The organism is Myceligenerans xiligouense (assembly GCF_003814695.1).
GTDB lineage: Bacteria > Actinomycetota > Actinomycetes > Actinomycetales > Cellulomonadaceae > Myceligenerans > Myceligenerans xiligouense.
This window is the reverse complement of the sequence record NZ_RKQZ01000001.1, coordinates 1135822-1157740: the sequence shown is the minus strand read 5'-3', so window position 1 is coordinate 1157740 and position 21919 is coordinate 1135822. Positions and strand designations below refer to the sequence as shown.

The following is a 21919-nucleotide window of genomic DNA, read 5'->3' as shown; positions in this document are numbered from 1 at the left end:
ACTACCCAACCGAGGCGTCCACCCGGCCCACGACTTCAGTCACCGTGACTGATTCGGACGGGGGCCGCCGGGCCGTACCGTCGTGACGAACCACCGCGAACCCCTGGAGAGTCATGACCGATGTCATCGTCGTCGGAGCCGGTCCCACCGGGCTCCTGCTGGCCGGCGACCTCGCCGAGGCGGGCCTGTCCGTCACGCTGCTGGAGCGGCGCGGCAGCGAGATCTCGAACCTCTCGCGGGCCTTCGGTGTCCACGCCCGCACCCTGGAACAGCTGGACGCCCGCGGCCTCGCCGACCCGCTCGTGAAGCGCTCGGTCGGCCGGGTCGCCGACGCCCGGCTGTTCGCCGCCGTGCACGTGCACTTCGACGAGCTCCCGAGCCGCTTCCCCTTCCTGCTCGTCAGCCCGCAGTACACCGTGGAACAGGTCCTGCGGGAGCGCGCCGTCGACGCCGGGGCCGACCTGGTGCACGACGCCGAGTTCACCGACCTGACCCAGGACGACACCGGCGTCGTCGTGCGGGCCCGCGACGCCGACGGGACCGTGACCTCCCGGCGGGCCGCCTACGTCGTCGGCACCGACGGCGTCCGCTCCCGGGTCCGGGACGCCATCGGGCAGCCCTTCCCCGGGGAGTCCGTCATCAGGTCGATCATGCTCGCCGACGTGCGACTCGCCGAAGAGCCCGAGGAAGCCCTCACCGTCAACGGCAACGGCGACGAGTTCGCCTTCCTCGCCCCGTTCGGCGACGGCTGGTGGCGCGTCTTCTGCTGGGACCGCCGCGCGGACGTGCCCGAGAGCGCCCCGCTCGACCTCGACGAGGTCAGGGCGGTCACGAGGCGCGCCCTGGGCACCGACCACGGCATGTCCGAGGCGCGCTGGACCTCGCGGTTCCACTCCGACGAGCGACAGGTCCCCGAGTACCGTGTCGGCCGGGTCTTCCTCGCCGGCGACGCCGCGCACTGCCACTCGCCCGCCGGCGGCATGGGCATGAACACCGGTCTGCAGGACGCCGCGAACCTGTCCTGGAAGCTGGCCGCCGTCCTGCGCGGCGCGCCCGAGAGCCTGCTCGACACCTACCATTCCGAGCGCCACCCCGTCGGCCGCGAGGTGCTCCAGGCCAGCGGCACCCTGATCCGCCTCGCCATGCTCCGCTCCGGCGCCGGCCGGGCCGTGCGCGGTCTCCTCGGCGGAACCGCCATCAAGATCCCGGCGGTGCACAGCCGCGCCATCGGCCGGCTCAGCGGTGTCGGCTTCGACTACGACGCCCCCGGCGGCGCCGACCGTCGCGTCGGCGACCGCGTCCCCGACCAGGACCTCGCGGACGGACGCCGCCTCTACGAGGCGCTGCACGGCGGGAGGTTCGTGCTGCTCTCCCCCGGTGGCACGGCCGACGTCGACGGCTGGGCCGACCGGGTGCGCGTGGTCGCCCCCGCCGAGGACACCGGCGAATGCCTGCTCGTCCGCCCCGACGGCTACGTCGGCGCGATCACCGCCCCGGGCGACACCGCGGCGATCCGCGAGGCGCTCACCGGCCTGTGCGGTGCGCCGAGCGCTCAGCCCTCGGCGACCCGGTCTCGACGGCCGCGAAGCACTTCCCCAGGCGCCTGAGGCGGTCAGGAGTAGCGATTCATCTCGCGCCGGATGCGGTCCTCGCTGAACGGGCGGCGTCCGCGCCCGGCCGCTCGCCTACGCGACGTCGGGCCGGGTCATCAGCGGCGACCGCAGGTGCGGTTCCAGGCGGGAGTCGGTGAGGGGGACGACGTTCCAGGTCGCGACCGCGGTGCCCGCGCGGGCGTCGACCTCCAGCCGGACCCGGTGCGGGGTGGTGATGACGTACAGGTCGGCGACGAAGACGTGCCCCTGCCACGCGCCCGCCCCGACGACAGGACGGCCGAGCGGCGAGGTCTCACGCCAGGCGCCGTGCCCGACCTCGATGCCGGGCAGCGACCCGAGGCGCACGGCCCATCCACCGTCCGCGGGTTCGACGACCACCGGGCTTCCCTCGGGCAGCGCCGAGCCCGCGGCGGAGCCGTCGAGCCTCGCCGTGACAGTGCGGCCGGGGCCGGCGGTTCCCTGGGGCGGCGGGAACGCCAGGCTCCGCAGGCGCTCGTCGAGGACGACGTCGTCCTGGGCGCCGCCGGCCGTCTCCCCGTCCAGGCCGGGCAGCAGGCATTCCCACACGGGGTCGAGCAGGGTCTCACCGCCCTCGCCGATGCCGGCCGTCAGGACCACCACGAGCTCGTGGGACGGGACGACGACGCACAGCTGGCCGAACGAGCCTTCGCCGCGAAACCCGTGACGTGACATCCAGAACTGGTAGCCGTACCCGCACAGCGTGTCGGGGTTGTCCGACCAGCCCTCGACCTGCCGGGTCCGGACGTGACGACGGGTCGCGAGCTCCACCCACTCGCGCGGGACGAGTTGCCGGTCACCCCAGCGTCCGCCGCGCAGCAGCAACTGGCCGAAGGCGGCGACGGCCTCGGTCGTGAGATGCAGCCCGTGGAACCCGAAGGCCGCACCGCTCGCCACCCGATCCCACTCGGCGTGGTCGATGCCCATCGGCCGGAGGAGACGCTCGTCGAGGAACTCCGGCAGGGCCGTGCCGGTGACCCGTTCGACCATCCTGGCCAGCACGTAGGTGGTGGGATTGTCGTAGGCGTGCCGCGTCCCCTCCGCCTTGGGGAACGGCACCCGCAGGAAGCCTCTCGTCAGGTCGCCCGGCTCCAGGCCCCAGGCCGCGGCGAGGCTGTCCGTGTCGTGGCCGGTGGTCATCGACAGCAGGTGGTGCACCGTGAGGCGGCGCCCCTGCTCGGAGACGTCGGGCGGGACGTGGCCGGGCAGCACGTCGACCACCCGGTCGTCGAGCGACAGCAGGCCGTCCCCGATCGCGATCCCCACGGCGACGGCGGTGAACGACTTGGTCAGCGAGTAGAGCAGATGCGGGCGGTCGGCCGAGTAGGGCGACCACCAGCCCTCGGCGACCACGTGACCGTGACGCACCACCATGAGCGAGTGGCATTCGACCGACTGCGCGTCGAGCCTGTCCAGCAGTGCCGACACCGCCTGGGACGAGACGCCTGACGCCGCCGGTGTCGACCGTGGCAGAAGGGCACGACGAGAGAGCATTCAGGCACCCTAGCGAGGGGGGTCCACCGAATTTCGCGCGCGGTCGAGGGCGTGCGCGCGGGAGGTTCTCGGTCGCGGCGGGCCCCTGGCGCCTCAGTCCACGGCCTGCAGGACCTCACCGATCATCGCGAGCACCCGCTCGTCCATCTCGACCTGGGCGAGGACGATGCAGACCGTCCCGTCCGGATCCACGAAGAAGTCGGTGCCGTACCCGCCCGACCAGCCGAAGCGTCCGCGGTGCGGGCCCTCCGTCGTGACCGAGACGCCGAACCCCCAGCCCAGGCCGTCCCAGAAGCCCGGGTAGAAGCTCTCCGGGGTCTTGGCGGCTGCGTCCACCTGGTCGGTGCGCAACTCGTCCAGGAGGGCGGGGCCCACGAGATCGCCGTCGACCAGCGCGCGCAGGAACGCGTGGTAGTCGGCCAGCGTCGAGACGAGCTCGGAGTGGCTCTCGTCGAACGGCGCCGGGCCGGTGTGGAAGCCACCGCCCGCGGGCTCCGCCTCGACCAGCCCCTCGGGCGTGCGGCGGAATGCCGGCAGGAGGCGATGCTCCTGGCCCTCCGGCACGCGGAAGCCGGTGTCCGGCATCCCGACCGGTTCGAGGACGGACCGTCGCAGCAGCTCCGGGGTGCTCGTTCCCGCGACGCGGCCGAGCAGGACCCCCAGGATCCCGAACCCCAGGTGGTACCGCCATCCCCGGCCGGGCTGGTGCGCCAGAGGCAGCGCCGAGAGCGCGGCGAGCCAGTCCTCGGCACCCCGGTCCACCGGCTCGTTGTTCGCCTCGATCCCGGCGTCCCGCATCGCGCGGAGCAACGGCGAGTCGACGGTGACGACTCCGTAGCCGGACTGGTTCGTCAGCAGGTCGCGCAAGGAGATGGGGCGCGCCGCGGGGACGGTGTCGCCGACGTCGGCCAGCGGATGCGCGAGCACCCGACGGCCGGCGAGCTCGGGCATCCAGGCCTCGATCCCGTCGTCCAGCGCGATGGCACCCTGCTCGACGAGACGCAGCGCCGCGACCGTCGTGACCAGCTTGGTCATCGACTGGATACGCACGATCGCGTCAGGAGCCAGACGTCCGCCGTCGGGCCCCGACGAGCCGACGACCACCGGGTCGCACTCGCTGCCGTAGGTCGCGATCGCGCCGGGGATCGTCCCCGCGTCGACGTGCCGGGTCAGGACTTCGCGGAGGGGGTGCGTCATGGCGCCAGCGTAGCGGCGGGCCGCCGTGGCGACCGCGGGCGCTGCGGCGACGCGGGCGCGAGCGCTGCGGACGGCTCGGCGGCCCGCTCACCGGCGGTTCACTGCCGGTTCACTCCTGGATGAGGGCGATGACGTTGCCCGCGGGGTCGCTGATCCAGCCGATCGTCGGGCCCTGGGCGGGGTCGGTGCTCCGCGCCACACCGCGGTCGTCCTGGTCGAACTCGGGGTAGCGGAGCAGGTGCACGCCGGCGGCCTCCAGTTCCGTGACCGCGGCGTCGATGTCCGGAACCACGAGGTTGAGCACGGTGTACGACGCAGGCACGTGCGCCTCCCCCTTGGGGTAGACGAACACCGACGACCCCTCGGTGAGGTCGATCTCGAAACCACCCATGGCGTTCTCGCGTGCGGGCAGGCCGAGGGTGTCGCGGTAGAAGGGGAGGGCGGCGGCGACGTCGTCCACCGAGAAGCCGCTGAAACTGCGGAGCGTGGTGACCATGTGAGTTCCTTCCGTCGGTGCGGTCATACGGTTGACGGGGGCGGTCGGGGGAAATCATCGGTACTGCGGGGCCGGTCGGGAACGCGAGAGCGTGGGCCTCGGAGGCCTACGGCGCCCGTCCCGCCAACCGGTCCAGGGCCGCCACGACGAGCGCCGTCACACCCGTCTCCAGGGTGGGATGCGGCACCGGCGCGAACCGCGGGGAATGGTTGGACGGGATGTCGCGGTCGGTGGTGCCCGCCTGCTCGGCGGCCCGGAACTCCGCGGGGTCCCAGCCGCCCAGCAGCCAGTACACCAGCGGCACCCCGGCCGCCGTCGCCAGCACGCTGACGTCCTCGCTGCCCGACACCGGCCCGGGATCGACGACCCGCTCGGCACCGAAGCGAGCGGCGAGCGCCTCCCGGGTGCGCTCGGTCTCGGCCGGGTCGTTGAACAGGGGCGGGAACTGCTCACCGGGCGTGATCAGCGGAGGCCGGGGCGCGCCCGCGGCGTCGGCCTCGCCCCGCACGATCCGTTCGACGGCGGCCAGGACCCGCGTCCGCACGGCGTCGTCGAAAGTGCGGATGTTGACGCCGAGCACCGCCTCGTCGGGAATGATGTTGTCCTTGGTGCCCGCCTGGAGCTTGCCCACCGTGACGACGGCGGAGTCGCCGGCCGCCACCTCGCGGGACACGACCGTCTGCAGGCGCATCACGGTCGAGGCCGCCATCACCACCGGGTCGACCGTGGCCTCCGGCCGCGACCCGTGACCGCCGCGGCCCACCAGCCGGATGTCAAGGATGTCGGTGCCCGCGAAGGCCGGGCCTGGATGGGTCCCGAGCACACCCGCCGGTATAGGGGCCACGTGCTGTCCCAGCACGATGTCGGGATGCGGCACGACGTCGTACAGGCCGCCGTCGACCATGGCGCGGGCGCCCGTGCCGAGCTCCTCGGCCGGCTGGAAGACGACGACCACCGTGCCCGACCACGCGGACCGGCCGCGGGCCAGCAGGTCGGCCGCGCCGAGCAGGGCTGTGACGTGCACGTCGTGCCCGCACGCGTGCATCACACCCGACTCGACACCGTCCGCCGTGGTGGCGCGGACGGAGCTGGCGTACGGGAGGCCGGTGTCCTCGGTGACGGGCAGGGCGTCCATGTCGGCGCGCAGGAGCACGCACGGGCCGTCACCGTTGCTCAGCACCCCCGCGACGCCGGTCTCGCCGATGCCCGTGTGGGTCCGGTACCCGGCTGCCGCGAGACGCTCGGCGACCAGGGCGGCCGTGCGGGTCTCCTGGTAGGACAGCTCGGGGTGCTCGTGGAGGTCGACGTAGAGCTCGCGCAGATCGGGGAGCATCTGCGCGAGCGGGGTCAGGATGGCGTCGACGTCCGGGAGCGGGCCGGGCACCGCGGAGGGAGTCGTCATGGGGTCACGATGCCATTGGGGGGCGGGGTTTGCTCGGGAGGGTGGTGTGGGTGAGCGTCGTTCAGTCCGCTCAGTGCATCCACCGGTCATACGGCACGAAGAATCGGGCCGACATCACCTCGGTGCACACCCGGCGCACAGCACCCGCCGCGAACGCCGCCGAGCCTGCGATGACCGACCGTGTTCGGGCCATGTGTTCCCCTGGGTAGGCTGCGGCGGCCCTATCGGCGGATCAGCTCGGCCAAGGCCGGCCGTGGCAGGCATCACCAGAAGTGCACATCGCCGAGGCCCGCACACGGTCGGGCAGAATCGGACTCGGACGCCGAGTTGACGATCACCGACCCTGGAGATTGACCGAGGATGCTGCTTGCATGGCTTCTGTTCGTGTGCGGGTTGACGTCTGCCTTTGCACTTCTCGGGGTCTATCTCGTCCAGCAGTTCTTGAACGTCGATGAGCTCGCGATGAAGCTTGGGGCATTGCCGACCCGATCCATCAGGATCACGATCAGGGCCGCCATCCTGTCAGGCATACTCATCATTTTGATGATTCTTGGAGGCATGTGGTGTTCTGTCATTCTGGAGATTCTGGGCACGCACGGCGGCGCCTGAATCCCGGACGCCGATCCGTCGCAGGAAGTCGTCGATGAGCTCGGCCAGCGGCCCTGGCTGCTCGGAGAGCATGTCGTAGCCGACATCGAGCAGGCGGCGTCACCAGCTGGGTAGCGCCGCTAACGGGTCCGGCCGAAGGCCAGCAGGTCGGCGCGCATCTGCTGGGTCTGTGGTTCGTGTCCGTGGGTGCGGTCTCGGATGTCCAGCGCTCGCAACACCAGGGCACGGTCCGGCTCGCCGATCTGGCCGGTCAGCCGCAGCAGGGTGAACCCCGCAGCGATGACGATGTCATTCACGTCGACGTCGTGCTCGTTCAGATCGGCCGGCAACAGCGGCCTGCCACGGAACCACTCCGGCGCCAACTGGGTCAGCGTCGAATCACTGTGCAGTTCGTCGGCCCGCTCCGCCCAGTCGGCCAGCAGATCCCAGCCCTCGTCGTTGCCGAAGGGCGCGAGATCATCGGCCGGATCGTCGTAGATCGGGTCCCGGAAGTGAGCGGCGAAGCTCGGGTGCTTCGGCCCCAGGCCAGAGTCCTCATCATCGATCTCTGCACACTTCAGGAAGCGGCTGAACCAGCTCGACACCGTCCACCTCGATCCTCGATCGGACTGGGACTGTAGCGGACGGGCAACCTTCGATGCGCCCGGGACCGCTGCTGGTCAAGTGGTGCGCCTCCCGCCTGCCCCTCCCGGAACAGGCGGCGACCGCTTCTCGGGTACGGAATAGTGTGAGTGCCATGAGCCTTTCGGACTATCTCGACATCACGATCGCCGAAGCCGAGCGGCAGTGGCTCGAGATCCTGTCCCGCCAGGAGCCTTCCGAGAATCGCCCTCGCATCAAGCACTCCCCCGTCGAGACGCTCCTCGCGGGAGCGGTGCGCGTCGTGGCGAACGTCAGGGCGGGCGGCGGAGGCGGCCGCAACTTCCCCTATCCCGTACCGGAACTCGCACGACTGTTTCGACGCAAGCCGAACGGTGTCGCGTCAAAGGTTCAGAACCTCTCCGGCGTCCCCGGCCGGAACCGCGGCGCCACCACCGACATCGAACTCGGCCGACTCCTCGCCTCGGATCCCGACCTCGTTGCCAGCACCTACCAGGTCATCCTCGCCGCGGCCCGAAACGTCGGCATCGGCACCGAGCGGCTTCCCGACTTCCTCGGCCTGGAGCACGGCGGCTCGATGGTGCTGCTCGGACAGGAGGAGATCGACCCGCATGATCTGGAGGACGCCGTCGAGCAGGAGATCCAACAACGCCGGCTGGAAGACCTTGAGACTGACAGCGCAACCGAGCGAGCACTGATGCAGATGATCCGAGTCGGGCAGAGCGCGTTCGCCTCCGAGGTGATGCGCAACTTCGGCGACGCGTGCGCGTTCTGCGGGTTCACGCTCGGGGACGAACGACGCCCCACCCTGCTGCGGGCAGGGCACATCAAGCCATGGCGCAACTCCGACCATCGGGAACGCCTGGACGTCGCGAATGGGATCGCGGCATGCCCAACGCACGACGCAGCCTTCGACACCGGCCTGATGACCCTGGACAGCGCCGCCGACCATCTGGCCGTCCGCTTCTCGCCACGTCTCGCCTCCGCCGTTCGCGAGAACCCGGCGACCGCTCGCCACTTCACTGGCGACGGCTTGCGGCAACGGATTGATCTGACGCTGGCGGTGGTCACGCCAGCAGATCGGTATCTCGCGTGGCACCGTGAGCGGGTCTTCGATTAGGAGTGCTGGACGTAGGGCGATACGGACGATCGGCCAATTCCCACCGCAGACGAACGTGACCGTCCTGTAGTGCGATGACCCGAAGCTCAGATTCGACCGCCGCGCTGCCCCGCCACGTCTGGTTCGTTCTGCCAAGGGCCCTTGGGACGGGCCAGGGGGTCAGTTCTCGCCATCGGCAGGTGCGGGGCCGGGCCAGTCCGGCAAGCGGCGGCCGCGCCCTTGCGGACAAGACCTACTCCGGCCCGGCTACCTGTCACGCGCCGCCCAAGCGCAGTACCACGCTGGTCAGTCCGGCCCACCCGTGTTCGGCGCCTGGGCACACAAGGAAGCAACGTCGTGGAACCTGCTGAGTCAGTACACCCAGGCGAGCCTCCACGATACGAACTAGCGGTCTGCCGTATGGTCCGTTTCATGCCGAGCGTCGCCGCCACCGCTATGCCGGAGGGGTACGCCCGTTGGCAGGTGAAGCTGGCGGCTGAGTTCTTCGAGGGCCACGAAGGACAGCCCGTCGTGATGTTCGTCGGTCGGGACGAGCTGGATACACTCGCCGACGATGGCGAGGACTGCGTCCGCTCCCTCGCGGCGGCGGTGCGAGGCGTCGTCGACGTCTCGCAGCATGGCACCATGTTCGAGCCGGTCACCCGACTCGAACGAGCCTGGCAACACGGGTCGCGCGCCACCCCGCCTCCCACGCTGCCCGTGCTCGCGCTTAGTGTCCTGGCAGCGTCAGAGATGCGTAGCGACCCCTCAGGAGCACGGCACAACTACTACATCCGGCTAGCACGTGCTCTTCTCCCCGACGGCACCGATGCTGAGGTCGACATCCTCCGCACTGACCTGCGCGAACGAGGTGCCTTCGTCGACGTTGCCACGATGTGGCAACGCCTTGACGCGTGGCTCGAAGAGCAAGCCGGCACCTTCGGCACCTCCACAATCCGTGAGGACCGGGAGTACACACGGATCGGTTATCCCCTGTCCCAGACGCTGCTCCGGCGTAGTGACCATGCCGCTCTGACGCGCTTCTTCGTGCGCATGCGCCTGAAGCAGGCGGGAACCCCGGCGCCCTCGACGTTGCTGAGCCTCCTGAAGGTCTGGACGTACAACCGCAACCAGGGCTTCAGCGACCGATTCGTGGAGGCCCTCGACGACGCGACGCTTCAGGATTACCTAGAGCCGCTCGTGCATGGTCTGGCCGTGGCTTGGGACGGGAACGTCATCACGGCGAGCGGGCTCCGTCGCCTGGAGATCCGCCCCGCAATCGACCTTGACGAAGGCGAGGCGTGGTGGGTCGTCCCGGCCGTTGCGGGTGCGCCAGATGACGTCCTCGTGGGTACCAGCGATAGCGAAGAGTTCACGGTGATCGTGACGACCGACCCGCACAGCTCGATGCTCGACGCTATTGGGCTCCCGGAAGTGACCCCACATGCACTGACGGTCGGGCTGTCAGCCCGGGGCGAGGAGTCGTACGCCGAGTTCGAGCCGTCCAAGCTGCTCGTTTTCATGGAGAATGCCCATGCTGGCGGCTGGTTGGCGGTCGACGCCGTGCAGCCCTACGAAGAGCACGTCTTCGCGGTCACACGGCACCTCTCCCCCGGCGTTGAGGAAGCGTTGCGGTCGGCAGCCGATAGTGGCTGGCGGAAGATGAAGGACACCAACGCCGAGCGCCTTCTCAGCGGCTACTCGATCTACTACCGCGTCAATTTCTCCGACCAGAGGCTGCTCGAAGCCGCAACCCGAGTGCTGCCGGGCACCACTGCGGCGCCGCTGCGCATAGGGACGACGGCGCGACCAAGGCTCATCAACGGGCTGCCGATGTTCCGCAACCTCAGCCGCAACACCTATCTGGCCGGCGGCGAGCCCGATCTTGAGCTCCCGGTGGGCGCCGAGCCTCGCACGGTCGAGGTGACACTTGACTACAACAGGTCGCAGCCCTTCCGTGCCTCGATCTTCCCGATCCCGTTCGCCAGGTTCGGACCGTACGAGTCCGGGATCCACACGATCGAGGCGGACGGGGAGGAGTTGGCGTTCATCGTCAGCCCCGGACCAGATGCCGGCTGGCAGGCTCCCGGCGTTGGCAGTCTCTTCTGGATTGGCGGCAACCTGCGTGAGATCGGAGAACCCGCTGAGGTCTGTGGCGCGCTGACGAACGATCTTGTTACCGACGACGACGTACTAGCACGACGAGGTGCGCTGGAGAACTGGATAGTGGATCGGAGTGGTCACGTACGGCTGCTCGAGGAGCCAGCGCTTCCGACCTTCCTTCCAGGCGCGAGCTTCATGTGCTTCGAGGTCGCGCGCGACGAGGGTGCTTGGCTGCTCCAGCGACGAGCGAAGGGGTGGCAAGCAACGCGTCTCCGAGTTGCCGAGCCCGCCTTCCGAGAACTCACCACCCAGGACCGGCAGGTCTGGGCCTCCGCCAGCGCGACCGTTCGACTGGACGACCCGATTTGGAAGTTGTACCTCGAAGCCTGGGAGCGCCGCAGTGCGAGCTGACCTTCTCCTGAACTGGATGAGCGAGGTCGGGTCCGGCGACATCCGCGACCTGCGCCAACGGATCGCGTGGGCCGCTCGAAGCGCGGACCGGAGCCCGCGACCGCGTGACACCGGACGCTGGCTTCGAGATGTCTCCTCCCTCGGCCACGCCGAGATCGACTGGGCGAATGATCGCTGGGCGATCGCTCCCGCCGTTGCCACCTTGACACCTGGTGCAGGGGGGACGGCGGTGCTCGTGGGTCAGCGGCGAATCGGGCTACTGGAGCGCCTGGAAGACGTCTTCGCCGTCCAGGTCGAGGAGCACGAGACCAGCCACGGTGCGCCGCTCTGTGCACCATCTTCGGTCTACGTGCAGTCAGACTCGATCGACGCGCTGCGATCCGACCTCGCCGAGCTCGGGATCGCTTTCGTCGGCTGCGCCGCCCGCAACATTGCGGAGGGCCTTAGCCCCATTGGACTCGGCGACCTGGCGGCATCGCCGAGCCGTAGCGACGTGGTCGAGCATCTGACACTCACTGAGGACTGGCACCAATTCTCCCCTGGGCTTCCAGCTGCTGACGGGCTCTGCCGGTTCACGGCGCTCGGGCGGCCGAGCTACCTCTTCCGGTCCGGCAAAAACTGGCACCACACCGACCACGCCACCGGGATCCTTCTCGAACTCGCCCGCTGCGGGCTATCCGTCATCCGCTGGCGCCCCGAGCGCACCACGGCGGGTCAGGAGATCGGCACGGCGTTCGTAGACCAGGGTGCACCGCTACCGCCACTTCAAGCCCGCGCACTTGTGCTGTGCAGCGGCCTCCCGACCCGGTTCGGGCGGGCCGTCGGCACCGCGATCTATCCGAATGTCCCCAAAGAGATCGTCGAGCTGGTGGGAGAATCCATTCGCCAGCGCGTCACTGTCATCTCGTGATTCAGCCAGAGGTACCGATGGCCACTCCCCAGTCCCCTTCCCACCATGGTCTCGACGTCACGGGCACATTCGACCGGCTGCGCGAGGCATATTTCCGCTACTACGACACGCCGTTTGGGCTGGCCGACCAGCGGCTGGAGCACGAGCGACGCGCCCTCTTCGACCGCGACAACGGCGCCTACCGTCTGCCGCTCGTCGAACTGCGCCCGGAGTACGTCAGTACGCCGCACGGTCTGAGCACCTCGGTCGCCAACTGCGGGGCGCCGAGCGAGCTGGCCGACTTCGCTGCCTGCGGGCTCATTCCTGCAAACCGCCCGCTCTACCTGCACCAGGAGCGGGCACTCACCGCCGGGATGGCAGCGGGCACCAACATGATCGTGACGGCGGGCACGGGCTCGGGTAAGACAGAGTCGTTCTTGCTCCCGGTTCTCGGCTCGCTGCTCGAAGAGTCCCGCACCTGGGTGGGCAGCCCCGCCTCCTATTGCCCCTGGTGGCAACAGGGCGGCACGCCGTTCGCTTCACAGCGCCAGGGTGAGACGGGCCGCGACCGAGCCGTGCGTGCCCTCGTGCTCTACCCGATGAACGCCTTGGTCGACGACCAGCTCATGCGTATGCGACGCGCCTTGGACAGCGATGCCGCTCGGAGCTGGCTGGACGCGAACCGCCACGGCCACCGCTTCTACTTCGGGCGCTACACCGGCGCGACACCGGTGACCGGTAGCCGCGAGACCAACAGTGCGGTCGAGCGGCTCCGCGACGTCCTCAACGCGACAGAGCTGCGCGGGCTGCGGGCAGCCCAGGTGGCGCAGGAGACTGGCAACGACGAGGTGCGGTACTTCGTTCCCCGGCTTGACGGCGCCGAGATGCGCTCTCGCTGGGACATGGCCGACGCGCCGCCCGACGTCCTGGTTACCAACTACTCGATGCTCAACGTCATGCTCCTGCGCGAGCGCGACGGCCACTACTTCGACTCGACGCGGAAGTGGCTGGAGGCCGACCCAAGCCACAGGTTCACGCTGGTGGTCGATGAGCTGCACATGTACCGCGGCACGGCGGGGACTGAGGTCGCCTACCTGCTGCGCAACCTCAAGCAGCGCCTCGGGCTGGATGAGCATCCGCACCAGCTCCGTGTGTTGGCGGCCTCTGCCTCGATTGACGCCGAGCGCGACCAGGACTACTTGGAGGAGTTCTTCGGGGTCGACGCCAGCTCCTTCGAGTTCGTGCCGGGGACCCTGTCTATGCCGGGGACTGCCCCCGTTGGCACGGCGTCGTTGGCTACCCAGATCCTCGACTCCGAGGAATCCGCGACGCCGCGGATCGTTCGCGATGCCGGCCTGACCGACACGCTCCGGCGCGCCTTCCTCACCAAGGAGTCGGACGACGCGCCGGAGATTCCGGTCGCGAAGCCGCTGGCAGCGCTGGCCGACAAGGTCTTCTCTGAGGCGCCGGAGACCGACCGTGAGACTGCGCTCAAGCGGCTGCTCTCTGCCCTTTCGGATGATTCCGTCGATGGCGATCCGAAGGTGCGGGCGCACTACTTCTTCCGGAATGTGCCGGGCGTCTGGGCGTGCAGCGATCCGGCATGCACACTCGGCCCGCAGGACGAGAAACCGCGACCGGTCGGCCGACTCTTCCGTGAGCCTGTCACGCGCTGTGGCTGCGGTGCTCGCGTCCTTGAGCTTCTCTACTGCCAGAACTGCGGCGACGTCATGCTCGGCGGTTTTACGCCGGAGGGCGCGACCCAGCGGAGCGCCGTCAAGACTCTCCTACTGGCGGACGTACCCGAGCTCGGCAAGCTGCCTGACCAGGTCCAGTCGGAGCGGACGGCCAACAACTACCTCGTCTACTGGCCGCACACGGCCAACACCCTGCCGACCTTGCCAGGTAGCAACTGGACGCGCGACGGCGGCAACGTCCAGTACGAGTTCCGCCGCAGTGAGTTGACTCCGGCCAGCGGCGGCATACGCAATGCTCGGCCACATGGTGGACACACCGGATGGACCTTTCACGCCGTGGTTCCCGCGGCGCGGCGCACCAGGCGCGACCCCGCCCAGCTCAGCCCGTTCCCGACTACGTGCCCGAGCTGCGGCGACGACTGGGAGATCCAGTGGGGCCCCGGCGGAGTTCGGCTGCCACACACCGACCAGCGCACTCAGCGCTCCCCCATCCGGACTATGCGCACAGGTTTCGAGAAGATCAACCAGGTGCTCACGACCGAGTTGGCGACGGATATGGGCGACAACGACCGTAAGGTCATCCTCTTCACCGACAGTCGGCAAGACGCCGCCAAGCTTTCCTCTGGCCTCGGGCTGCGTCATTACCAAGACCTCCTGCGTCTCCTGCTCCACGAGCAGATGCAGGCGTCGGCGGACATCGCGCCCGACATCGCCCTGGCGCGGGCGCACGTTGTTGATGGCGACAAGACGCCCGAGTCGTGGGCGGCGTTCGACCGGCTGGAGAAGCATGAGGCGCTGGTCTTCCAGAAGCTGCGCGACACTTGGGAAGGTCGGCCCGGACACGATCTAGCAGACGAGCCCGGCCTGATCCTGAGTCTCAGCAAGGGGCCGACGGTCGACGCCTCAACTGGCGCCATCTCAGCCAAGCTCCTCATGCTCGGCCTCAACCCGGGCGGGCCGCACGCGAGCATCGAAAAGACAGCCTCAGGCCGCAAATGGACCGGTCTCTATGACTGGTCGCTGACGCCACCGCAGCCCCGCTCAAACCTGTCGGCCGAGCAGCAGGCGCTCCTCGCGGAGATCAATGTCAAGCTCCTCGCCGAGGTTCTCGACGGGCTGTTCTCCGGTGGCGGTCGTGACTTTGAGTCGCTCGGCCTCGGCTGGCTGGCGCTGAGTAGCGACGACGAGCCGCTCGACATCCTGGCGTCGGACGACATGGCCTACACCCGCGCCAGTCTGCGGGTCCTTGCGAACGCGCGCCGTTTCGAAGGGATGAGGACGCCACGACAGGATCCGCCTGCGCAGCTTCGGAACTTCTGGAAGGCGATCGAGCAGGCCGGCGGGCCGACGACTATCCAGTTGCAGAACGTCTTCACGTTGAAGTGCGGGACTGCTGTGCGTGACTACCTCATCGACCCGACGAGGGTGCTGCTCCGCCAGAGCAACGGCAAGGCGTGGGTCTGCGACAACTGCGGACGGCAGCATCTGAGCCGGAGCTGCGGGTTCTGCGTCCACTGCTACAAGGCGCTCCCGGTTGACGCCGAGTCGGTCGACCCGACCAGCGACTACTACGGCTGGAAGGCGACCCGTCAGGCCGGGCGCTTCCGGCTCAACACCGAAGAGCTGACCGGCCAGACCGACCGGATCGATGCCCAAGGCCGCCAGGCACGCTTCCAGGGTGTCTTCCTCGATTCCGGTGCCGATCCGGAGGTCGGCAAGGCCGACGGCATCGACCTGCTGAGCGTCACCACCACGATGGAGGCTGGTGTCGACATCGGCGCACTATCAGCCGTCGTACTCGGCAACATGCCGCCTACCCGGTTCAACTACCAGCAGCGCGTCGGTCGTGCCGGGCGGCGCGGCAGCCCAGTCGCTATAGCGCTGACAGTGTGCAGGGGCCGTAGCCACGACGAGTACTACTTTGACCAGCCCGAGCGGATCACGAACGATCCGACGCCAAAGCCATACCTGGCGACTGGGCGCAAGGAGATCTTCGCCCGATCGCTCCGCGCTGAGGTGCTACGTCGGGCGATGCGCGACGTCGAGACAGCGATGACAAATGACGGCCTGGACTTCACGCGGACGGTCAATGTTCACGGGGCGTTCGGCCAGGTGACTGACTGGCACGCCGCGCGGTCCTACCTCGTGGACTGGCTCACGAGCCACGCCGCGACGGTACAGCAAGTTGCACAAGCCTTCGCTGATCGGACGCCGCTGGCACCCGAGGCCAGCAACCTGACGCCCGCCTGCATCGCCGAGCTGCCAGACCTCATCGACAGGGCGGCTGCGGACGGAACGGTGGGGCACGAGGATCTCAGCCAGCGGCTCGCCGAAGCCGGCGTCCTGCCGATGTTCGGGTTCCCGACGAGCGTTCGCTACCTCTACTTGGAACGGCCGTTCAAGACCTACCCGTGGCCGCCGGCCAACGTTATCGACCGCGACCTGGCTATCGCGTCAAGCCAATTCGCCCCGATGAGCGAGGTCGTCCGCGACCGACAGATCTACACCTCGATCGGGCTCGCTGCCTTCCAGCCGGCCGGGCGCCGGGTGGAGCATGCCGACGGCGATCCTCTCGGTCACGACCGGACCATCTACCTCTGCCGTTCCTGCTCCTATCTCTCCGACGAGGACCTGGGCGACATCGTCACCTGCCCACAGTGTGGCTACGGGCCGGACGGGTTCGCCAAGATGTCACTGCGCGAACCGCTCGGATTCCGTGCCTGGAAGCCACGCGACTTCGATGGCAACTTCTCCTGGTCGCCTCGTGCGATGGCGGCACGGGCGCTCGCCGACCTCAACGCCCTCGACTCGGCAACGGTCGGCTCAGCCATCGCATACTCTGGCCCCGGGCGCCGGTTTGTGATCAATGACAACGGCGGCAAGCTCTTCACGTTCAAGGCGGCAGCTGCGGGCGGCCAGAACTGGGGCGGCTACGTCTCGGTGGAGGCCATAGACAAGGGGATCATCCCGCAAGCCCTTGCAGCGGGGGATGCGCTCGACCCCGTGGCGCTCGGCGCCGTGCAGCCGACTGACTTCCTATTCTTCGGCCCGCAAAGCGGCACGATTCCCAGCGAGGGCATCCGCCTGAACTTTTCGGGTGGGACGCAGCCATACGGGGCACCAGACATCTCCGACGGACGCCGCGCGGCGTGGTACTCCCTTGCCTTCCTGATCCGCAGGGTCGCCGCGGCGGAGCTGGATATTGAGCCGCTGGAGCTCGTCGCCGGCATGTTCGCGGGGCTGGCGAGCAACGGGGAGTCCGCGCCGTACGCCTTCATCGCTGACACGCTAGAGAACGGCGCTGGCTTCTCGACGCACCTCGGGCGTGCGGAAGAACTCCGCGACCTGATCAAAGCGATCGGGAAGCACCTCGACAAGCTCGCCGAGCCCGAGCACGCCGACGACTGCTCCGCCTCCTGCTACCGGTGCCTCCGCGACTACGGGAACATCTCGTACCACGCGCTGCTCGACTGGCGGCTGGCTCGCGATCTGCTCCACGTTCTGCTGCACGGCAAGCTCGAGGTCGACGAGCAAGTACTCCAGCGAGCCGCCGAGGCGTGGGCGCACGGCTACTCCGCGGAGGTGCTCCCTGACGCCACGGGCGCTGTCCGCTTCGAGCACCCGCAAGGCGACCGCGTCCTCGTCGTGCGTCACCCACTCGAGTCTGCGGACACCGTCCTGATGTCGGACCGTCTCGCAGAGGCGATGGCCCTTGCTGAGGTGGCCGCGCCGGGTGTCCCGGCCGTGATTCTCGACAGCCTAACGCTCGACCGTGACCCCGGCAGCGTGCTGCAGCTCGCCGAAACGATGGACGCACCGGCGTGACGAGTGCAACGCCGATCGACCAAGGCCGAGAGTGGTTGTCTCCCACCCGCGCATGGCGCCTGACGGAGTGTCCCGCCTCCGTTGGTCCAACTACTTACGCTACGGCGAAGGCCACCACGCAGGATGTCAACACCGGCACGTTGGCACATCGCGTGCTGAAGCGCTGGATTGCCGTGGAGGGCTACCGCGCCCAAGACCCACGACAGACGTTGTCGGACGCGGTCAACGAGCATGTCGCCGAGCTTGGCGGACGTCTCCCAGCCGGTTGGGCACTGGCTCGCGCGCGGCTGCTGGCGCGCGGAACCGCACTGGCGGCACTGCTCGGGGCACGCTCACCTGATGAGGTGATCTCGGAGCAAGAGATGATGGACCCCGAGCTCCGCCTCCGCGGGACACCTGACCTCGTCCTACTTGGCCCCGAAGTCGTCCTGATCGACCTCAAGACACAGACCTTCACCAAGGGTGATGTACCCGACTCGGTGAAGTTTCAGCTCACGATCTATGCATATCTCGTTGAACTCACGTATGGGCTGCGGCCGGACCGGGTCGAAGTCTTCTCCCTCAACCGCGGGCCGATTCCGGTGACGGTCACCGACGAGGGAATTAAGGACGCGTTGGTGCAAGTCGCTTCGGCTCGGGCGTCGAGCAGGCACGATGCGAAGCCTGCGGAGGTCGTCTGCTACTTCTGCAGACGACGGCTGGAGTGCCAGCCACACTGGGATGCCGCGACTAAGTGGCCCGATGCTGACTGCGTCGAGGGAACACTCCGACGGATCGAGGAAGCGACGACCGGAGCGGTTGCAGTGCTCATCGAGACTAAAGACGGCGACGTCTGGGTCAGCGGCGTACCCGGGGAACTCATCAGTGGTGGCCCCGGCGACCATGCGAGACTCGTACGGCTCGGACGATCCCGAACCAACGAGAGCGGGCTAACCGGGCGTCGCTGGGGGCATAACAGCGCGGTCCACATCGCGACACCAATGTAACCTTCGGGATCTACACCGCTTAAACCTCGTCTAAGAATGATCGGCGTGTCCGCTATGTCTGTCCTGGCAGTGCATTTTGAGGCTCGACACAGAGGCCGAGCTTGTCACACAGGGCACGGTGCCCCGACACTTCGGTCAAATGGCGAGGTCCAGCGGGAGGTCACTAATATCCTTAAGGCGTCTGCCGTCGACCATGGAGTCGAGCAGAGCAATGTGCTCGTCATCCCCGGAAGCCCGGACGGCGGTCTCCAGCTCGTACAGCGCAAAGTGGTAGACGGTATCGATGTCGCCCGTGCCCAGCGCAAGCGAGGAGATTCGCGAGAGGGTTGGCTCACCGGTGACAACCACGATGTGTGGCACCTGGCCTTTTCGGTTCCGGATCAGGTTGAGTGCCTCGGTGCGAGCATTCTGGGCGCGGTCCGAGCGGAGGGTCCACTTGCACGAGACAACCGAGTGAAGGATCGGGTCAGGCTGGACCGAGCACCGAAGGCTTGCGTGTGTAGCGACGCTCTCGTCGACCAGGAGTGTCCCGGCGTTGAGCACGGCGTCGCTTACTGGATTCCGGGCGATGATGACGTCGGGAGCGACGACGTATGCGTTGCCTAGCGATGCCCTCAGCATTGGATCAGCCTTTACCGCACGGTCCAGGTCGGCCAGATGGCGGTACTGCTCGAACTGAGAGACCCCGCTAGCGTTCCGCCCCGTGATCTTGCGAATGTCCCAATCCCCAGGCCGCAAAGCCGACAGCGCCGGGAAGGAACTGTTGAGATAAGCTGCCACGGCGTCCTCGAACGTGTTACCCGATGTCTGGCCCGCTGCACGCTCGTTAACCGTCTCGACCTTGAGCTTGTTCGCGATCGCCTGAGCCCACATGACGGACCGAGAGTTCTGCTTGTCAGCGTTGCTCGGCACTCCGTTCCTGTCGACGGTTAGCGTTCCCGACGCCAGCAAGCTCGCATGGAACTCTCGCCGCTCCTGTGCGAGGAGCACGGGGCTCTCAGCGAGAGCTTCTGTGGAGTCGTCGACACGCCTTGAGCCGGAGGTGTCGTGGTCAAACGAGGGCTGAGTCATCAGCAAGGTCTCCCTGGTTCACAGTGGCCGGTGGGGCTGCGCGCAGTCCGCAAGATACACGCACGTGCCGCCAAGTTCGGCACAGGCCCACCTGAGGGGGTGAGATCCGTGCTCACGTTGGCGCCCAGCCTGTCGTCCTAGCTGGGGAGTCGGCAATACTCCCGGTCGTGACCACCGATGCTGAGTACCCACCCGACGCGTACACGCCGGGAGGCGTCCTCTGGTGGGAGCTGACCGTGTCGCCTGCGGCTGAGAAGCAGCCCTTCGGCCAGACGTCCCGCTTGGCGGCCTGGCTCTGGTTCAACAAGGAGGTTGGCAGCCAGTTCACGATGAACGAGTTGCGCGGCGCGCTGGGCAAGGACATCGACGGGAGGTCCGAACATCTGAACCGCCGCCTCCGTGAGCTGCGCGAGAACGGCTGGGTCATTCGCTCGCAGCGAGACGGAGGCCGGAAGCTCCGCCACGATGAATACTGCATCGACAAGTTTGGTGCTCGCTACTGGCTCAAGGAGGAGCGTCGGCAGCACAGGAAGGCTGCTCCGTCTGCCAGAGTTCGGCGGCTCGTGTTCGAACGGGATGGACACCGATGCGTGCTGTGCGGCGTTGGAGCACGCGAAAGTTATCCGGGCGAATCAGATACGAATGCTCGTTTGACGATCGGCCACCGGATCCCTCAGGAGCGCCTTCGGTCTCGTGCTGCGGCAGACGACCTGGATAACTGGCATACGGAGTGCGCACGCTGCAACGAGCTGGCACGGGACCAGATGCCAGACCCGCACCGTTACGACGAAGTTCTAGGGTCTGTCCTGCGAATAGGCAGGTCACAGGGCCGGTAATGTCGGGGTCGTGGGCGTTGGACGCGGTGAGCTGACGGATGCGACCTGGGCGCGGATCGAGCCGTTGCTGCCGGTGGCGACGGGCCGGGGTGGCCGGTGGCGGGATCACCGGCAGGTGATCAACGGGATCCTGTGGCGGCTGCGCACGGGGGCGCCGTGGCGGGACGTGCCCGCGAAGTACGGGCCGTGGAAGACGCTGCACGAACGGCTGCGGGTCTGGACCGCGGACGGCACCTGGGAGGAGATCTTGGACCACGTGATCGTCAAGGACGACTCGATCGGGTCAAGTCCCGAGTAGTGGTGTAGCGCTTGGTGATCCTTGTTGGGTCAGGCGCTGAGTTCGAGGACGGTGTCGACCTCCGTTCCCGTGGTCGTGGTGGGGTTCTGGCGGCAGCGGGTCAGGACTTCGAGGCCGAGGTAGCGGCGTCCTTCGGCCCATTCGTCGGTCTGTTCGGCCAGCACGGCGCCGACGAGACGCACGATCGCGTTCCTGTTGGGGAAGATGCCCACCGAATCGGTGCGGCGGCGGATCTCGCGGTTGAGTCGTTCGGTCGGGTTGTTCGACCAGATCTGGGTCCACACGTCTTTGGGGAAGCTGGTGAACGCGAGGATGTCGGCGCGGGCGGTGTCCAGGTGGGCGGCGACATCGGGCAGCTTGGTGGCGACGTAGTCCAGCAGCCGGTCGAACTGGGCGTGCACGGCGGTGGCGTCGGGCTGGTCGTAGACGCTGTGCAGCATGGCCTTCACGGCGGGCCACATGTTCTTGGGACAGATGCTCATCAGGTTCGCTGCGTAGTGGGTCCGGCAGCGTTGCCAGACCGCGCCGGGCAGGTTCGCCGCGATGGCTTCCACGAGGCCGGCGTGCGCGTCGGAGACGACCAGGCGGACCCCGGCAAGGCCGCGGGCGACGAGATCTGCGAAGAACTCGTTCCAGGCCGCCCCGGTCTCACTGGTGGCCACCCGCATCCCGAGGACCTCACGGTGACCGTCACCGTTGACCCCGGTCGCGAGCAGCACGACCGCGTTGATCACCCGCCCACCTTCCCTGACCTTCATGGTCAGCGCGTCCGCGGTCACGAACGTGAACGGGCCCGCGTCTGTCAGCGGGCGGTGACGGAAGGCGTCGACTTGCTCGTCCAGGTCGCTGGCCATCCGGCTCACCTGCGACCTGGACAGGCTGTTGATGCCCAGCTGTTTGACGAGCTTGTCCATCCGCCGGGTGCTGACCCCGGCGAGGTAGCAGTCCGCGACCACCGTGATCAGCGCCGACTCCGCACGCTTCCTGCGCTCGAGCAGCCAATCAGGGAAGTAGGTCCCCGTGCGCAGCTTCGGGATCGCGACGTCCAGGGTCCCGACCCGGGTATCCAGGTCACGGTGGCGGTACCCGTTACGGCGCGCGGTGCGCTCCGGGCTGCGCCGGCCCCACTCCGCGCCGACCACGGCATCGGCGTCAGCGGACAGCAGCGCGTTGATCACCGTCTGCAACAGGTCACGCATCAGGTCCGGGGAGGCCTCGGCCAGGGCCTCGCCAAGCAGGCCGGCAGGGTCGACAATATGAGGTGCGGTCATCGTG

At 68.2% G+C, this 21919-nt stretch carries 16 protein-coding genes; 9 read left to right on the top strand and 7 right to left on the bottom strand.

Going from position 1 to position 21919, the window contains the following annotated elements; all coding sequences use genetic code 11:
- Positions 1–113: 113 nt before the first annotated feature.
- Positions 114–1607 carry an FAD-dependent oxidoreductase gene (locus EDD34_RS04865; RefSeq protein WP_123813565.1) on the top strand — a complete coding sequence of 498 codons (1494 nt, stop codon included), beginning with the start codon at positions 114–116 and terminating at the stop codon, positions 1605–1607.
- A 78-nt stretch (positions 1608–1685) separates the two neighbouring features.
- Here EDD34_RS04865 and EDD34_RS04860 read toward each other — a convergent pair whose 3' ends face one another.
- From EDD34_RS04860 to EDD34_RS04845, 4 genes are all read right to left on the bottom strand, one after another.
- Positions 1686–3125, bottom strand: coding sequence for a serine hydrolase domain-containing protein (locus EDD34_RS04860; protein ID WP_123813564.1), 1440 nt, complete (start codon positions 3123–3125; stop codon positions 1686–1688).
- Between the two features lie 93 nt (positions 3126–3218).
- A complete protein-coding gene (locus EDD34_RS04855) occupies positions 3219–4322 on the bottom strand; it encodes a serine hydrolase domain-containing protein (RefSeq protein WP_123813563.1) in 1104 nt (367 codons plus the stop codon).
- Between the two features lie 109 nt (positions 4323–4431).
- Positions 4432–4818, bottom strand: coding sequence for a VOC family protein (locus EDD34_RS04850; RefSeq protein ID WP_123813562.1), 387 nt, complete (start codon positions 4816–4818; stop codon positions 4432–4434).
- Between the two features lie 106 nt (positions 4819–4924).
- Positions 4925–6151, bottom strand: coding sequence for an amidohydrolase (locus tag EDD34_RS04845; protein WP_123816325.1), 1227 nt, complete (start codon positions 6149–6151; stop codon positions 4925–4927).
- A gap of 429 nt (positions 6152–6580) precedes the next feature.
- On the opposite strand from EDD34_RS04845, the gene EDD34_RS04840 reads away from it, so the two are divergent.
- Positions 6581–6829 (top strand): hypothetical protein, encoded by a 249-nt coding sequence (locus EDD34_RS04840; RefSeq protein WP_123813561.1) that lies wholly within the window; start codon positions 6581–6583, stop codon positions 6827–6829.
- A 119-nt stretch (positions 6830–6948) separates the two neighbouring features.
- Here the strand turns inward: EDD34_RS04840 and EDD34_RS04835 are convergent, their stop codons facing one another.
- Complete coding sequence (locus EDD34_RS04835) at positions 6949–7413, bottom strand: hypothetical protein (protein ID WP_123813560.1); 465 nt, start codon at positions 7411–7413, stop codon at positions 6949–6951.
- 152 nt (positions 7414–7565) lie between these two features.
- On the opposite strand from EDD34_RS04835, the gene EDD34_RS04830 reads away from it, so the two are divergent.
- The 5 genes from EDD34_RS04830 (at position 7566) to EDD34_RS04810 (ending at position 18439) form a co-directional block, all read left to right on the top strand.
- Positions 7566–8549, top strand: coding sequence for an HNH endonuclease (locus EDD34_RS04830; RefSeq protein ID WP_170176975.1), 984 nt, complete (start codon positions 7566–7568; stop codon positions 8547–8549).
- A gap of 411 nt (positions 8550–8960) precedes the next feature.
- Positions 8961–11042, top strand: coding sequence for a hypothetical protein (locus EDD34_RS04825; protein WP_123813558.1), 2082 nt, complete (start codon positions 8961–8963; stop codon positions 11040–11042).
- Positions 11043–11058: 16 nt separating this feature from the next.
- Positions 11059–11952 (top strand): hypothetical protein, encoded by an 894-nt coding sequence (locus EDD34_RS04820; protein ID WP_123813557.1) that lies wholly within the window; start codon positions 11059–11061, stop codon positions 11950–11952.
- 17 nt (positions 11953–11969) lie between these two features.
- Positions 11970–17453, top strand: a complete 5484-nt coding sequence (locus tag EDD34_RS04815) for a DEAD/DEAH box helicase (RefSeq protein ID WP_123813556.1) — start codon at positions 11970–11972, stop codon at positions 17451–17453.
- Positions 17450–18439, top strand: coding sequence for a PD-(D/E)XK nuclease family protein (locus EDD34_RS04810; protein ID WP_123813555.1), 990 nt, complete (start codon positions 17450–17452; stop codon positions 18437–18439). Before EDD34_RS04815 ends, EDD34_RS04810 begins: the two co-directional genes overlap by 4 nt.
- 135 nt (positions 18440–18574) lie before the next feature.
- Here EDD34_RS04810 and EDD34_RS04805 read toward each other — a convergent pair whose 3' ends face one another.
- Complete coding sequence (locus tag EDD34_RS04805) at positions 18575–19510, bottom strand: NgoMIV family type II restriction endonuclease (RefSeq protein ID WP_123813554.1); 936 nt, start codon at positions 19508–19510, stop codon at positions 18575–18577.
- Positions 19511–19677: 167 nt separating this feature from the next.
- On the opposite strand from EDD34_RS04805, the gene EDD34_RS04800 reads away from it, so the two are divergent.
- Together EDD34_RS04800 and EDD34_RS04795 are read left to right on the top strand one after the other, a co-directional pair.
- Positions 19678–20346: an HNH endonuclease gene (locus EDD34_RS04800; protein ID WP_123813553.1), complete on the top strand. Its 669-nt coding sequence runs from the start codon at positions 19678–19680 to the stop codon at positions 20344–20346.
- 10 nt (positions 20347–20356) lie between these two features.
- Complete coding sequence (locus EDD34_RS04795) at positions 20357–20644, top strand: transposase (protein ID WP_211341490.1); 288 nt, start codon at positions 20357–20359, stop codon at positions 20642–20644.
- Positions 20645–20673: 29 nt separating this feature from the next.
- On the opposite strand, the gene EDD34_RS04790 is transcribed toward EDD34_RS04795, so the two are convergent.
- The gene (locus tag EDD34_RS04790; RefSeq protein WP_123813540.1) at positions 20674–21915 is read right to left on the bottom strand and encodes an IS256 family transposase; all 1242 of its coding nucleotides are present in this window, start codon (positions 21913–21915) and stop codon (positions 20674–20676) included.
- Between the last annotated feature and the right edge of the window lie 4 nt (positions 21916–21919).